General features: G+C 68.2%; 13 protein-coding genes and 1 riboswitch. Of the genes, 1 reads left to right on the forward strand and 12 read right to left on the reverse strand.

The window, feature by feature from the left end:
- Positions 1 to 28 precede the first annotated feature (28 nt).
- The 9 genes from cobU to ACX40Y_RS12480 all read right to left on the reverse strand — a co-directional run bounded on the left by cobU (position 29) and on the right by ACX40Y_RS12480 (position 9033).
- Entirely contained in the window at positions 29 to 544 is a 516-nt protein-coding gene (gene cobU, locus ACX40Y_RS12440) for a bifunctional adenosylcobinamide kinase/adenosylcobinamide-phosphate guanylyltransferase (RefSeq protein WP_459119884.1), read from the reverse strand.
- A complete protein-coding gene (locus ACX40Y_RS12445; protein ID WP_459119885.1) occupies positions 541 to 2007 on the reverse strand; it encodes a cobyric acid synthase in 1467 nt (488 codons plus the stop codon). Before ACX40Y_RS12445 ends, cobU begins: the two co-directional genes overlap by 4 nt.
- Entirely contained in the window at positions 1995 to 2933 is a 939-nt protein-coding gene (gene cbiB / locus ACX40Y_RS12450) for an adenosylcobinamide-phosphate synthase CbiB (RefSeq protein WP_459119886.1), read from the reverse strand. The genes ACX40Y_RS12445 and cbiB overlap by 13 nt, the downstream gene beginning before the upstream one ends.
- Positions 2926 to 3906: an aminotransferase class I/II-fold pyridoxal phosphate-dependent enzyme gene (locus tag ACX40Y_RS12455; RefSeq protein WP_459119887.1), complete on the reverse strand. Its 981-nt coding sequence runs from the start codon at positions 3904 to 3906 to the stop codon at positions 2926 to 2928. Before ACX40Y_RS12455 ends, cbiB begins: the two co-directional genes overlap by 8 nt.
- Entirely contained in the window at positions 3903 to 4622 is a 720-nt protein-coding gene (locus tag ACX40Y_RS12460) for an adenosylcobinamide-GDP ribazoletransferase (protein ID WP_459119888.1), read from the reverse strand. Before ACX40Y_RS12460 ends, ACX40Y_RS12455 begins: the two co-directional genes overlap by 4 nt.
- Positions 4619 to 5188: a histidine phosphatase family protein gene (locus tag ACX40Y_RS12465; RefSeq protein ID WP_459119889.1), complete on the reverse strand. Its 570-nt coding sequence runs from the start codon at positions 5186 to 5188 to the stop codon at positions 4619 to 4621. The genes ACX40Y_RS12460 and ACX40Y_RS12465 overlap by 4 nt, the downstream gene beginning before the upstream one ends.
- Positions 5185 to 6201, reverse strand: a complete 1017-nt coding sequence (gene cobT, locus ACX40Y_RS12470) for a nicotinate-nucleotide--dimethylbenzimidazole phosphoribosyltransferase (protein ID WP_459119890.1) — start codon at positions 6199 to 6201, stop codon at positions 5185 to 5187. Before cobT ends, ACX40Y_RS12465 begins: the two co-directional genes overlap by 4 nt.
- Entirely contained in the window at positions 6198 to 6605 is a 408-nt protein-coding gene (locus tag ACX40Y_RS12475) for a DUF1636 domain-containing protein (protein WP_459119891.1), read from the reverse strand. Before ACX40Y_RS12475 ends, cobT begins: the two co-directional genes overlap by 4 nt.
- Positions 6606 to 6827: 222 nt before the next feature.
- Positions 6828 to 7014: riboswitch (cobalamin riboswitch) on the reverse strand.
- Between the two features lie 51 nt (positions 7015 to 7065).
- Positions 7066 to 9033 carry a beta-N-acetylhexosaminidase family protein gene (locus ACX40Y_RS12480; protein ID WP_459119892.1) on the reverse strand — a complete coding sequence of 656 codons (1968 nt, stop codon included), beginning with the start codon at positions 9031 to 9033 and terminating at the stop codon, positions 7066 to 7068.
- 171 nt (positions 9034 to 9204) lie between these two features.
- Here ACX40Y_RS12480 and ACX40Y_RS12485 point away from each other — a divergent pair, with 171 nt between their 5' ends.
- Positions 9205 to 10794: an asparaginase domain-containing protein gene (locus tag ACX40Y_RS12485; protein ID WP_459119893.1), complete on the forward strand. Its 1590-nt coding sequence runs from the start codon at positions 9205 to 9207 to the stop codon at positions 10792 to 10794.
- A 21-nt stretch (positions 10795 to 10815) separates the two neighbouring features.
- On the opposite strand, the gene dcd is transcribed toward ACX40Y_RS12485, so the two are convergent.
- The 3 genes from dcd to ACX40Y_RS12500 all read right to left on the reverse strand — a co-directional run bounded on the left by dcd (position 10816) and on the right by ACX40Y_RS12500 (position 12505).
- Positions 10816 to 11370: a dCTP deaminase gene (gene dcd, locus ACX40Y_RS12490; RefSeq protein ID WP_459119894.1), complete on the reverse strand. Its 555-nt coding sequence runs from the start codon at positions 11368 to 11370 to the stop codon at positions 10816 to 10818.
- Positions 11371 to 11567: 197 nt separating this feature from the next.
- Positions 11568 to 12017: a cytidine deaminase gene (locus ACX40Y_RS12495; protein WP_459119895.1), complete on the reverse strand. Its 450-nt coding sequence runs from the start codon at positions 12015 to 12017 to the stop codon at positions 11568 to 11570.
- Positions 12018 to 12022: 5 nt separating this feature from the next.
- Positions 12023 to 12505 (reverse strand): UPF0262 family protein, encoded by a 483-nt coding sequence (locus tag ACX40Y_RS12500; protein ID WP_459119896.1) that lies wholly within the window; start codon positions 12503 to 12505, stop codon positions 12023 to 12025.
- Positions 12506 to 12545 lie beyond the last annotated feature (40 nt).

Below are 12545 nucleotides of genomic sequence, written 5' to 3' on the forward strand. Positions count from 1 at the left end.
CGAGGAAACGCCGCTTGGCGAGGCTCGCCTATTTGAGGCGGAGCGGCAGGCCGGCGGCGATCAGTTGGACTTCGTGTGCCGCCTGCGCCACCTGTTGGTGAAGCCGGCCGGCGGCATCGCTGAAGCGGCGGGCGAGGGCGTTGTCGGGGACGATGCCCTGGCCGACTTCGTTCGATACCAGGATCAACTGTCTGTCGAAGCGCCCGATCGCTTCGCAGAGCCGGCCGCCGGCCGCCTCCACGTCTTCGTCGGCGAGCAGGATGTTGCTCAGCCACAGCGTCAGGCAGTCGACCAGCACGATATCGGCCGCGCCCGATTGCGCCTCGATCGCGTCTGCGAGCGTGCGGGGTGCCTCGACTGTCGACCAGCGCTGGTCGCGATCGGCGCGGTGGCGGGCGATTCGCGCGCGCATCTCGTCGTCCCAGGCTTCGGCAGTGGCGATGAAGACGCGGCGGCCGTCGAGCGATTCGGCGCGCTCTTGCGCATAGCGACTCTTGCCCGAACGGGCGCCGCCGAGGACGAACAGGACGTGCGGTGCAGTCATGGGTGCGCCTCCGCTTCGCGAGCAATTGTGAGCATCGCATCGAGATCGAGATGGCGCTCCATCGCCGCTGCGATGTCCTCGAGCGCGGCGTCGACGGCGGCGGCATGATCGCCGCCCGCCGATGCAATACCGATGCGGTCGAGCAGCGCGCGCCGAATCCCGGGCGTGCCGAGAAAGTCGTGGAGATAGGTGCCGATCACGCTGCCATCGGCGTCAACCGCACCGTCGCCGGCGCCGTCGGCGAGGTGGGCGAAGGGCCGGGCGGTGTCGGCGCCCGTGGTCAGCCCCATGTGCATCTCATAGCCGGTAACCGGCGCGCCGAGGGCGGTGCCTGTCACGGCACGCAAGTTCTTCGACGGCGCGAGCCGGGTGGTGACGTCGAGCAGCCCGAGCCCGTCGACCTCGCCGGATGGCCCCTCGATCCCGTCCGGATCGGCGATCCGGCGGCCGAGCATCTGATAGCCGCCGCAAATCCCCAGGATCAGCCCGCCGCGCCGGTGATGGGCGCGGATGTCGATGTCCCAGCCCTGTTCGCGGATCGCCGCGAGATCGGCGATGGTCGCCTTCGAGCCCGGCAGGACGATCAGCGCCGCCGCAGCGGGGATCGGGCGGCCGGGTGGGACCATAACCAGCTCGACGCCCCGTTCGAGCTTGAGCGGATCGAGATCGTCGAAATTGGCGATGCGCGGCAGGATCGGGCAGGCGATCAGCGCTCGTGGCGATTCGCGCTCGCTGTGCCGCTCGAGCACGACGGCGTCCTCGCTGGGCAGCCGCGACGCGGCGGGCAACCAAGGCACTACGCCGAAGCCGCGCCAGCCAGAACGCTGCTCGATTGCGCGATAGCCGTCATCGAACAGAGCCAGATCGCCGCGGAACTTGTTGATCAGGAAGCCGCGGACCATCGCCGCGTCGGCGGGATCGATCACCGCGCGCGTGCCGACGATCGACGCGATCACTCCGCCACGATCGATGTCACCGATCAGGATCACCGGCACACCGGCGGCGCGGGCGAATCCCATATTGGCGATGTCTCCGGCGCGCAGGTTGATCTCGGCAGGCGAGCCGGCGCCCTCGACGACGACTAGGTCGCATTGCGCGCGCAGCCGGCGGTAGCTGGCAATCACCGTGTCGAGCAGCGGCGCACGCCCTTCGCGGAAATTGCCCGCGCCGAGCGTGCCGCGAACCCGTCCGCCGACGATCAGCTGGGCGGTGCAATCGGCCTGCGGCTTGAGCAGCACGGGGTTCATGTCGGTATGCGGCGCCACGCGGCAGGCGAGCGCCTGAAGCGCCTGAGCTCGGCCGATTTCGCCGCCGTCGCAGGTAACGGCGGCATTGTTCGACATGTTCTGCGGCTTGAACGGCCGCACGGAGAGGCCGCGATTGGCGAAGGCCCTGCACAGGCCGGCAACTAACACCGACTTGCCGACGTCCGAACCAGTTCCCTGGAGCATCAAGCAAGCCATGCGACGCTCCCCGCGACGATCCAGAGCAGCAGGCATGCACGATTATAGAGGCGGAGCGCGCGGATGATGTCGTCGGCTGTTGCCCGCTGGCGGCTGTCGCCGATCCACGGCTTGAGATGTGCCACGCCGTCATAGGTCGCCGGGCCGGCGAGGCGCAGCTTCAGGGCGCCGGCCATCGCTGCCTCGGGCCAGCCGGCGTTGGGCGAGGCATGGCGGCGGGCGTCGCGCCACATGATGCGCCAGCCCCCGGCCCCCGCGATGCAGACGAGCAGCCCGGAGAGGCGGGCAGGGATGAGGTTGAGCAGATCGTCGCTCCGAGCTGCAGCCCAGCCGAAGTCGCGCCAGCGCGGTTCGCGATGGCCGATCAGGCTGTCGGCGGTGTTGATGGCTTTGCAGATCCACACGCCGGGCAGGCCGAGCAGCAGCAGCCAAAACAGCGGCGCGACCACGCCGTCGCAGAAGCTTTCGGAAAGGCTTTCGATCGCGGCGCGCGCCACGCCCGCTTCATCGAGCGAACCGGTGTCCCGGCCGACGATATTGCCGACCGCCGTGCGGGCAGCGGCGAGGTCGCCGCCGGCGAGCGGCGCGGCGACGGCGGCGACATGGGCGTGAAGGCTGCGCTGGGCGAGCGCGGGCCAGGCGAGCACGGCGATCACCGGCCATGACCAGACGCCGAGCGCGGCGTCCAGTATCCTCTCGATCGCCCATCCTGCCGCGCCGGTGCCGACGACGAGCAGCAGGACGGTGATGACCCCGAGCGCGCGCCGTACCGGCGGCGAATGGGTCGGCCGGTTCCAGCGCGCCTCGCAGGCGCCGATCAGCCGCGCGAAGATGCCGACCGGGTGGCCGATGCGGCGATAGAGCGCGCCCGGCCAGCCGATCGCCGCATCGAGCGCCAACGCCGCCAGCGCGACCGGCTCAGCCATTCGCCAGCGCCCGTTCGAGGCGGGCGAGTGCCGCCGCATCCTTTAGCAGCCCGAAGCGCAGCCAGCGCGGCTGATCGGCAAAGGGGCGGCAAAGGATCGCATTCGCCGCCAGCCGCTTGAAGATCGCGGCGGCGTGGTCGGTCTCGACCAGTCGGAACAACGGGCATTCGCCGATCGGGCGCAGGCCGGCGCGCGTGAGCAGCGCGTCAAGGGCGGCGGTACGGTGCGGCAGCGTGTCGCACGTCGCCTCGATCCAGGCGCGGTCACGATAGGCGGCGGTGCCGATCGCGATCGCGGCGGCAGAGACCGGCCAGGCGCCGAATGCCGCGCGCAGCTCGTTTAGCAGGCCCTGAGGGCCGAGCACGAAGCCAAGCCGAACGCCCGCCAGGCCAAAGAACTTGCCGAACGAGCGAAAGACCACCAGTCGGCGCCCATCGCCGATCGCATCGGCCAGACTGATCGCCCGGTCGGCATCGGCAAAGGCTTCGTCGACCAGCAACCAGCTGTCCGCCGGCCGCCGATCGAGGAGCGCCGCCATTGCCTGCCGCGATTGGCGGCGGCCGTCTGGATTGTTGGGGTTGGCGAGGATCAGCGTGTCGGGGCAGGCGGCGGCATCGTCTGCGGCGATCGGCCGCGCGCCGTCGATCATCGCGCCATGCGTACGATAGGCGGGGGCGACATAATGGGCGGATCCCCCGATCGTGCGCCCCACCGCCCGAAGGGCCAGCTCGGTGCCCGGCACGGCGCAGACATGGCGCGGATCAATGCCGAAATGCGCCGCGGCGGCGGCCTCCAGTTCGGCGAGCGCCGCCTGGCCGGGCAGCGTCTGCCAGTCGATCGCGACGCTTGCTGCGCCGGGCCAGGGTAGCGGGTTGATCCCGGTCGACAGGTCGATCCATGCGTCGGGTGCATCGGGAAAGGCGCGGCGCGCCGCATCGATCGCGCCGCCATGCCAGGTCCAGGGCTCGATCATGTTAGCCGGGTCGCGAGCAGCGTCGCGAACAACAGCCCGGATTCGACGAGTTCGATCCCCGCCCCGTGCCCGTCACCCGAGATGCCGCCGAGCCGCGATCGAAGCCACAGCCCCCACGCCGCGATCAGCAGCGCCGCCGCCGCGAGACCAGGCGCGAGCGGAACCGCGGCGATCAGCAGCACGCCCCAGATAGCCAGATCGACCGGCCGGACCGCATCCCGGAACCGCGCGCCGAGGCCGGCATGGAGGCTGGGCAGCCAGCGTGTCCAGACGAGCGGCCCCATACGGGCCGCGAAGGGCACGAGCAGAATTGCGAGATAGGCTTGGGTTTCGATCAGGCCGTGCAACAGCACCAGCTTGGCGGCGAGTTGCAGCCCGATCGCGACAACCCCGAAGCTGCCGATATGCGGATCGGCGAGCACCGCGCGGCGCGTCGCCGGGTCCTTGTGCCCGGCTCCGGCTGCGTCCGCGACGTCGCCTAGCCCGTCGAGGTGCAGCGCGCCGATGATGCCGGTCCATGCGAGCAGACCCAGCAACGCTCCCGTCCACGGATCGATCGCCGCGCCGGCTATGGTCGCGGCCGCTACGATCGCGCCGATGATCAGCCCCACCGCCGGAAACCAGCGCATCGATGCGGCAAACGCATCGTCGCTGACGGCAAAGCGCGGCATTGGCAGGCGGGTGAGGAACTGGATCGCGACGATCAGCCCGGTCATGGCAGCAATCGGGTGATCTGCGCCACGGGCTGATCGCCCGGCCACACCCGCAGCGAAACCAGCGCCGCATAGGGCAGGTCGAATGCCCAGGATTGCGGCTGATCGAAGCCGCAAAGGACATGCAGCGCCGCACGGATCGCGCCGCCATGCGTCACCACGATCGTCGGTTGGGGCGCGAGATCGGCGATTGCCTTGGCGATGCGCGCGACGAGCATCGACCAGCGCTCGCCACCCGGGGGCGCATGCCTTTCCGGGTCGCTCCAGAAGCGGGCAAGCGCCGGCGGATCCACCTCGTCCGGCGCCAGGCCGTCCCATTTGCCGAAATCGAGCTCGCGCCACCGCGCGTCGGTCACCGGCGAGAGATCGATCGCCGCGCCGATCGCCTGCGCGGCAAGGCTGGTGCGCTGCAGGTCCGAGGTGACGAGCCGCGTGACCGACAAGTCGAAAGTCTTGGCGAGGCAATCGGAAATGCCTTGTGCGGTGGGTTCGCCATCGGTGCTGCCCATCAGCAGACCCGGCGCCGCCGGGGCGCCGTGGCGGAGCAGGTGGAGCGTAAACGGCGTCATAGCAACGATGTTACCTGCGCCTCGGCAAAGGTCGCCATGCCGTCATGGGCGGCGAGCGCGGCGCGGATGATCCCGGTCGCCACCGCCGCGCCGCTGCCTTCGCCCAGCCGCATGTCGAGCGAAAGCAGCGGGACGAGCCCGAGCTGGCCCAGCATCCGCGCATGCCCCGGTTCGGCCGAACAATGCCCGGCCAGGCAGTGCGCGGTGATCGCTGGATTGTCGGCCGCCAGCGGCGCGGCCGCAGCACTGCTGATGAAGCCATCGAGTACCACCGGCACCCGCGCCAATCGCGCCGACAGCACGGCGCCAGCGATCGCAGCGATCTCCCGCCCGCCGACGCGCCGCAGCGTTTCGAACGCATCGCGGCTGGCATCGGCATGATGGCGCAACGCCCGGTCGACCACATCGATCTTGCGCGCCAGGCCAGCGCTGTCGATGCCGGTCCCCGGTCCGACCCAATCGGCAGCGGTGCCGCCGAAACTGCGTGCGGCAATCGCCGCCGCTGCCGTCGAGTTGCCGATGCCCATTTCACCGACGACCAGAAGGTCGAGCCCGTCGCTCACGGCCGCGGCACCGGCGTTGAGGGCAGCGAGGCATTCGTCCTCGTCCATTGCCGGGCCGATCGTGAAGTCGGCAGTGGGACGTTCGAGATCGAGCGGGGTCACGGAGAGTTCCAGCCCGGCGGCTGCACAAAGCGCGTTGATCGCGGCGCCGCCGGCCTGAAAATTCGCGACCATCTGCGCCGTAACGCTCGCCGGGAAGGCGCTGACGCCGTGGACCGTTATGCCGTGATTGCCTGCGAAGATCGCCGCGCACGCACGTTCGATCCGCGGCCGTGCCGTGCCCTGCCATGCCGCCATGAAGACGGCCAGATCCTCGAGTCGTCCCAGCGATCCGGCGGGCTTGGTGAGCTCGTCCTGGCGCGCGCCGGCCGCGGCCACCGCTACGGCATCGGGATGCGGCAGCGTCGCGAGCGCGGTGCGGAACGCGGTCGGCGAAGCAAAGGCGGTCATTGGCCCAGATATCCGGCTGGCGGAACGCGGGCGATGAAGTGGCCCTTCACGCCCTCCGGCCATTTCGAATAGGCGACTTGGCCATGTTCGCTGGCGGCATATTCGACCGCATAGTCGAGGATCGCGCGGGCGGCGTCCTCGTCGGGTTCGAAGCGCCCCATGACATAGCCGATCTTGCCCGGCGCGCGCAGATGAACCGTGCAGAACTCCTGGCACGCGAACAGGCAGGGCATCTCCTCGACGGCGACGCCGGCATAACGCGGATCGCGCTGCTGCACGGCGCGCATCGCCAGGATCAAGCCGGCCCCGCCGCGCACGCCTTCATCCGAATCGCGGGCGTTCGCCGAATGGCGACACGTGTTGCAGGCGACGATGGCTGTGCCATCGGCAACGCGCTTCAGCATGCCGGTCCACTCGCGCCACAGCAGAGCGCCGAGCGTGAAACGGCTTCAGGAACGGGTAGAACCAAGCGACAACCAACCATACGCGACCCTTCTCGACATGGCCGCGTCGCGCGGGGGCAGGCTCGCGATGGTCCGGCGGACGCACGCGGCCGCCCCGCGATCCGCAGGCCGGCACGTCGTCGCTCGGGTTGAACCCGTCCGCTCGGCGCACCCTGGCCGAACGAAGGACGACCGCGACGGGCAGGTCTCCTGGCTCGCGGGTCAGCGCCGGTCCGGCCGCCTTCTCAGGGTTATCAACCCCAATGGCATCTGGCCGATGGCTCGCCGCTTACAGTTGCAGGGGCAGCCGGGGTTTTCCCGTTCCCGTTTTAATCCCCGTCTCCGGGGAACCTGTCGCAGCAACGCGCATACGCGCCGCCGCCAGCCTTGGCAATTGGCGGCGGCGGTGCGGGCGTCGGGATCAGCGGGCCTCGGCGGCCGGGGCCGGTACCGTCGCGATCAGGCCGGGAGCATCGGCGATGAAGCGATCGAGCACACCGTCGGCGATCTTGATCGGCCCGTCGAAGCGGGTGGCGCCGGAGATGCTTTGAATCGCCGCCGCCTCGGCCGCCAGCCGGGCGGCATCGGCGAAGTAGCGCCGCGCCGCCTCACTGCCCTGATTGGCGGCGCTCAGGCCTGACGCGGTCAACTGGAGCGCGCGGCCCCAGCGCTGGAGCGCGTCAAGCCAAGGCCGCGCCTGCTCAGCAAAGCCGGGATCGACGGTGCCGGCGCGAATGATGTCCGCCGCGCCGGCGAGGCGATCGGCGGTATGCGCCAACTCGGCGAGCGCCGACTCCCTCGCCTGCGCATCACCGCTGGCAAGCGCATCGCGGACATGATCGAGCGTGGCCTTCAGGCGGGGCGCCTGCTCCTGCCAGGGCTGGCTGCCGAAGGTGGGCGCGAGATGCTGGGTATCGAAAAAGGTCAGCAGCGCCTCGGTCGCGGCTGCGTCGCCACCGGCCAGCGCTTCGGCGGCAAAGCGCCAGGTGCGCTGCGCGTCATAGGCCTTGTCGTTCCACGCAAAGGCGGCGACGCCGGTCACCGCCACCCGGCTGGGGACTTCCTGGTTCATCGGGTTCGACAGGATGCCGGTGAGCTCCGCCGACAGCCCGGCTTCGCGCCGGTCATAGGGAGCGAGCAGCAACCGGCCGGTCGACTGGCCATAGTCGTTGACGGGATAATTGTCCCACAACAGCGTCTTGCGGCCGAACGCCTTGGTCGCGGCGCGTGCATCGGGGATCGAAATGGCGGGCGGCACGACGTCGGTGCCGGTCCACTGCACGACGACGCGGGGATCGAGGTGCTTGCGGAGAGCCGCCTTGTACGGCGTTTCCTTCGCATCATAATATTCGGTCGGCACCATGATCAGCGGCATCGATGCGGGATCGTTGGCGACGAGGCTGGCCTGGACGGCGTTTAGCAGATGCGCCTGGGCAATGCCGGCCGCTTCCGCGCCTGACGGGCCGAAGGTCGCCTTGTCCTTGTCGCAGTTCCACTTGGTATATTCGATGTCGTCGAGCGCAACGTAGAAGCGGTGGACGCCGATCGCGCGCAGCGCATCGAACTTGCGCTCGAGCGCCCGGAGGTCGGCCGGATCGGAGAAGCACACCGTCGGTCCGGGCGAGATCGCATAAACGAAGTTCACATGGTTGCGTCGGGCGGTGCCGACCAGCGTGCCGAGCGCGGACAGCGTCGCCGCCGGATAATCCTCGCGCCAGCGATCACGGGCATAGGGATCGTCCTTGGGGCTGTAGATATAGGTGTTGGCCTTTACCGTGGCCAGGAACTCGATGTGCCTGGTGCGGTCCTGCATCGACCAGGGCTTGCCGTAAAAGCCCTCGATCGTGCCGCGGATCGGCATCGCCGGATGGTCGCGGATCACCAGCGCCGGCAGCGACTTGCGTGTCACCAACTGGCGAAGGCTCTGCGCGGCGTGGAACAGGCCGTCGCCATCGTGGCCAGCCAGCGTGATCAGGCCGGTGCCGTTCGCCGGCGAGATCGCGATCGTATAGCCCTCCGCCTGATCGTCGGCCTTGGCGCCGGCGCGGGCGAGCGCCGCGCGGACGATCGCCATATCGTCCCCGCCGATCACGATGTGCGGGCGATCGAGCACGCTCGGAAGCTTGCGAGCGCTGACGATGTCGGTGACGCCGGCGCCGCGCAGGATGGTGCCGACCAGCGACACCGTTTCGGGATCGGTGCCGGGTGCCGCGACCAGAACAACCGAGGTGCCGAGCGAAAAGCTGCCGATGCCCAGCGTCATCGAGACCGGCGTGGGAAAGATCGCCGGCAAGGTTGCGGACTGCGCCGACGCGGCGATGGGGGCAAGGCCGGCCAGCGCCGTCGCAAAGGCGGCAAGGGCGCCGAGAGTGCCCGAACGTCGCGTCATATCCATCCTCCGGTATTAAACTGGTACTATGAGGTGGTGTTAGGTCGGTGAGCCTCGGACGGCAAGCACGCTCGGTACGACTGCATCAAATTGCATGGGCGACGCCGGGGATCATGACTATAGCAGCCCCATGCGCGCGAAGCGTCACGTGAGTTCAGGGAGAAAGGCGCAATGAAGATCGCAGTCATCAATACCGGGGGCACGATCAGTTGCGTGGGCGATCCATTGGCACCGATGTCGGCTGCCGAGTTTGCCGAGGCCTGTGGCTCGATTTTCGATCCGATCTTTGCAGCCCAGTTTCCCGATCTGACTTTGAGCTATGTCACCGATTTGAGATTTCCGGAGTCATCGACGGGGACGCTGGACAGCACGAATCTGCAGCCGAGCGACTGGTGCCTGATGGCGGGGTATATCCTCGATCATTATGCCGCCTACGACGGATGGATCGTCCTGCACGGCACCGACAGCATGGATTTCACGGGTGGCGCCCTGCCGTTCCTGCTGTCGAGTTTCTCCGCTGTGGGGGTGCCGCTTGCGACGCTCAGCAAGCCGGTCGTTCTCACGGGATCGCAGGTGCCGATGTTTCGTCGGAGCGCGGAGGGGGGAGCGGTCACGCTCAATTACAACACCGATGCCTATCAGAATTTTTGCGGCGCGGTCGCGGCCGCGCAGAGCGGCGTGCCCGAAGTCTGCGTCTATTTCGATGGCAACCTGTTTCGCGGCGCGAGGGTCGTGAAAACCAATGCAAACCAGTTCAACGCCTTCTCTTCGCCCAATTACCCGCCGCTCGGCACGTTCGGGATCGAGTTCGCCCTCAATCCGACGCTGCTGATGCCGCCCCCCGTTTCTGCCTCGGTCAGCCTCGACGATCCCGATGCGCTCGCGCGGGCACGGGCACAACTCGATGCGATCCGCGAGACGATCGATCAGGTCCCGGTGATGCAACTGAACGCCTTCCCGGCATGGTACAGGCGGGGAACGGGTAAGGCGGACGGCAAGGCGTTTCTGGCCGATATCATCGCGGCCTGCGTCGCGCAGGGGGCCGCTGGGCTGATCCTCGGTTCCTATGGCGAGGGAAATTTCCCCTCGGGCGACCCCGACACGCCGTCGCAAGGGGCGATCTATCAGGCGCTTGATGCGGCCAACCGCAAGGGCGTGGTGATCGTCGATAACACGCAGGTGCTCCAGGCGGTGGTCGACAACAGCGCCTATGCGGCCGGTGCCTGGTTGCCCGAAGTGGGGGCATTGAGCCCGGCGGACATGACGCCGATGGCGGCGCTGGCCAAGCTAACCGTGCTGCTCGCTGCCGCGGCGCATCACGGCTGGAGCGCTGACGACGTACGGCGGCTGATGGGCCTTTCACTGATCGGTGAAATGATTGAAACCAGCCGGCTCGACAGTCGGCGCAACGCTACGCTGCTGGGCGGCCAGTCCCTCACGACACAGGATGGCAGTGCTGTGCTGCGGAACGATCCGTCTGCCGGTCCGATGCTGACCGACGCTGCCGGTAATTTGTTGTGGAAGCCGCCGATCGTCCCGTCGGCAGATCAGACGCCCGTTTGGCTGGCGATGCAGAATGACGGCAATTTGGTACTCTATGGCCGGGATAATGCGCCACTATGGGCGACCCAAACCGGCACGCCGGACGGTGCATCGTCGATGCTCGTCCTTGCGGGATCGGCGCGCGCAGGCTCAGTCTCGCTACGCGTGTACGACTATTCGGCTGGCCGGATCAGCGTGACATTGTTCGAGCAGGGCTGATCCGAGCGCGGGAACGGCGTGTCACAAGCGCGGAAGCGTTACCCCGCGCTGGCCCATATATTTGCCGGCTCGGTCGGCATAGCTCGTCTCGCAGGGCGCTTCGCCTTTGAGGAACAGAAACTGGCAGGCGCCTTCATTGGCGTAGATCTTGGCCGGCAGCGGCGTTGTGTTGGAAAACTCCAGCGTCACATGACCTTCCCATTCGGGCTCCAGCGGCGTGACGTTCACGATGATCCCGCAGCGCGCATAGGTCGACTTGCCGAGGCAGATCACCAGCACGTCGCGCGGCACCCGGAAATACTCCACCGTGCGGGCGAGCGCGAAGCTGTTCGGCGGGATCACGCAGACATCGGTCTTGCGGTCGACAAAGCTGTTCGCGTCGAAATTCTTCGGGTCCACCACCGCGCTGTCGACATTGGTGAAGATCTTGAACTCGTCCGCCACCCGCGCGTCATAGCCATAGGAAGAGAGGCCATAGCTGATGCAGCCCTCGCGCCGCTGGCTCTCGACAAAGGGCTCGATCATGCCGTGGTTGAGCGCCTGCTCGCGAATCCAGCGGTCGGATAGAATGGACATGCGCGCGGTACTGCGGGGGAGGGGGCGCGGCGTCAAGCTTGGGGGGCGGGACCTCGGCCATTCAAACCTCCATCGTCATTCCAGCGAAGGCGGGAATCCGTTTGCCAGGACGCCGGGGGCAGGGACCGCCAATCCAGCGCCAATGGATCCCCGCCTTCGCGGGGATGACGGCGGGAAGGGGTGCCGGCGGCAACCCCTCAACTGATCCCCAGATCGCCCGGCCCGAACGCATGGGGCAGCAGCTCGGACAGGCGGTAGCTCGCCACCGCATCCCCCTCGGCCGCACCGCAATGGACGGGCAGGTCGCGCTTGCCGAGCTGCGCCGCTTCGTTGATCACCTGGCGGCAGCGGCCGCAGGGGCTGACCGGCGCGGTGCCCTTGGGAACGCCGTCGGCGCCGATCGGCCCGCCGATCACCGCGATCTCCGCCACGTCGCGCAGCCGCCCCTGGGCCGAGACCGTCGCCAGCGCCACCGTCTCCGCGCAGAGCGACAGGCCGTAGCTGGCATTCTCGAAATTGGCGCCGGTCACCACCGTTCCGTCGGTCAGCAGCACCGCCGCGCCGACGCCGAAGTTCGAGTACGGCGCGTGCGCGTGGCGCGCGGCAGTGCGGGCGGCTGCGATCAGCGCATCGCGTTCGGTCGTCATGAAACTCATCCCTTGATGTGGAGCACGCAGATCAGCGTGAACAGCCGCCGCGCGGTATCGAAATCGATGTCGATCTTGCCGTCGAGCGCAGACCGCAACAGCTCGGCGCTGTCATTATGGATGCCCCGCCGCGCCATGTCGACCGTCTCGATCTGTGCCGGCGTGGCGTTGCGGATCGCCTGGTAATAGCTGTCGCAAATCGCGAAATAGTCACGGATCGGCCGGCGGAAGCGGGCGAGGCCGAGCACGATCGTTTCCAGCGGTGTATCGTCCGCGCGGCTAATCGCCAGGGCCAGCCGCCCTTCCTCCACGCTAAGGTGCAGCTTGTACGGCCCGGCATAGCCATCGGCCTGTTCGCGCTGCGGGGCGAAGTGATTGTCCTCGAGCAGATCGTAGATCGCGATCCGCCGTTCCTGCTCGATATCCGCCGAGCGCCACAGGATGGTGCGCTCGTCGAGGGTCACGTCGATGATCCGCGGATCGGCCATAGGGCGCAGCTTTGGAAGCATTCCCCGTTTTCCACAAGCC

Source organism: Sphingomonas sp. RS6 (genome assembly GCF_054489705.1).

What these genes read in the sequence shown, in the direction of transcription:
- ACX40Y_RS12465 (WP_459119889.1), bottom strand. Translation starts at nt 5,188, where the DNA reads ATGACGCCGTTTACGCTCCACCTGCTCCGCCACGGCGCCCCGGCGGCG.
- ACX40Y_RS12460 (WP_459119888.1), bottom strand. Translation starts at nt 4,622, where the DNA reads ATGACCGGGCTGATCGTCGCGATCCAGTTCCTCACCCGCCTGCCAATG.
- cbiB (WP_459119886.1), bottom strand. Translation starts at nt 2,933, where the DNA reads ATGGCTGAGCCGGTCGCGCTGGCGGCGTTGGCGCTCGATGCGGCGATC.
- ACX40Y_RS12500 (WP_459119896.1), bottom strand. Translation starts at nt 12,505, where the DNA reads ATGGCCGATCCGCGGATCATCGACGTGACCCTCGACGAGCGCACCATC.
- cobT (WP_459119890.1), bottom strand. Translation starts at nt 6,201, where the DNA reads ATGACCGCCTTTGCTTCGCCGACCGCGTTCCGCACCGCGCTCGCGACG.
- ACX40Y_RS12480 (WP_459119892.1), bottom strand. Translation starts at nt 9,033, where the DNA reads ATGACGCGACGTTCGGGCACTCTCGGCGCCCTTGCCGCCTTTGCGACG.
- ACX40Y_RS12455 (WP_459119887.1), bottom strand. Translation starts at nt 3,906, where the DNA reads ATGATCGAGCCCTGGACCTGGCATGGCGGCGCGATCGATGCGGCGCGC.
- dcd (WP_459119894.1), bottom strand. Translation starts at nt 11,370, where the DNA reads ATGTCCATTCTATCCGACCGCTGGATTCGCGAGCAGGCGCTCAACCAC.
- ACX40Y_RS12495 (WP_459119895.1), bottom strand. Translation starts at nt 12,017, where the DNA reads ATGACGACCGAACGCGATGCGCTGATCGCAGCCGCCCGCACTGCCGCG.
- ACX40Y_RS12445 (WP_459119885.1), bottom strand. Translation starts at nt 2,007, where the DNA reads ATGGCTTGCTTGATGCTCCAGGGAACTGGTTCGGACGTCGGCAAGTCG.
- ACX40Y_RS12475 (WP_459119891.1), bottom strand. Translation starts at nt 6,605, where the DNA reads ATGCTGAAGCGCGTTGCCGATGGCACAGCCATCGTCGCCTGCAACACG.
- ACX40Y_RS12485 (WP_459119893.1), top strand. Translation starts at nt 9,205, where the DNA reads ATGAAGATCGCAGTCATCAATACCGGGGGCACGATCAGTTGCGTGGGC.
- cobU (WP_459119884.1), bottom strand. Translation starts at nt 544, where the DNA reads ATGACTGCACCGCACGTCCTGTTCGTCCTCGGCGGCGCCCGTTCGGGC.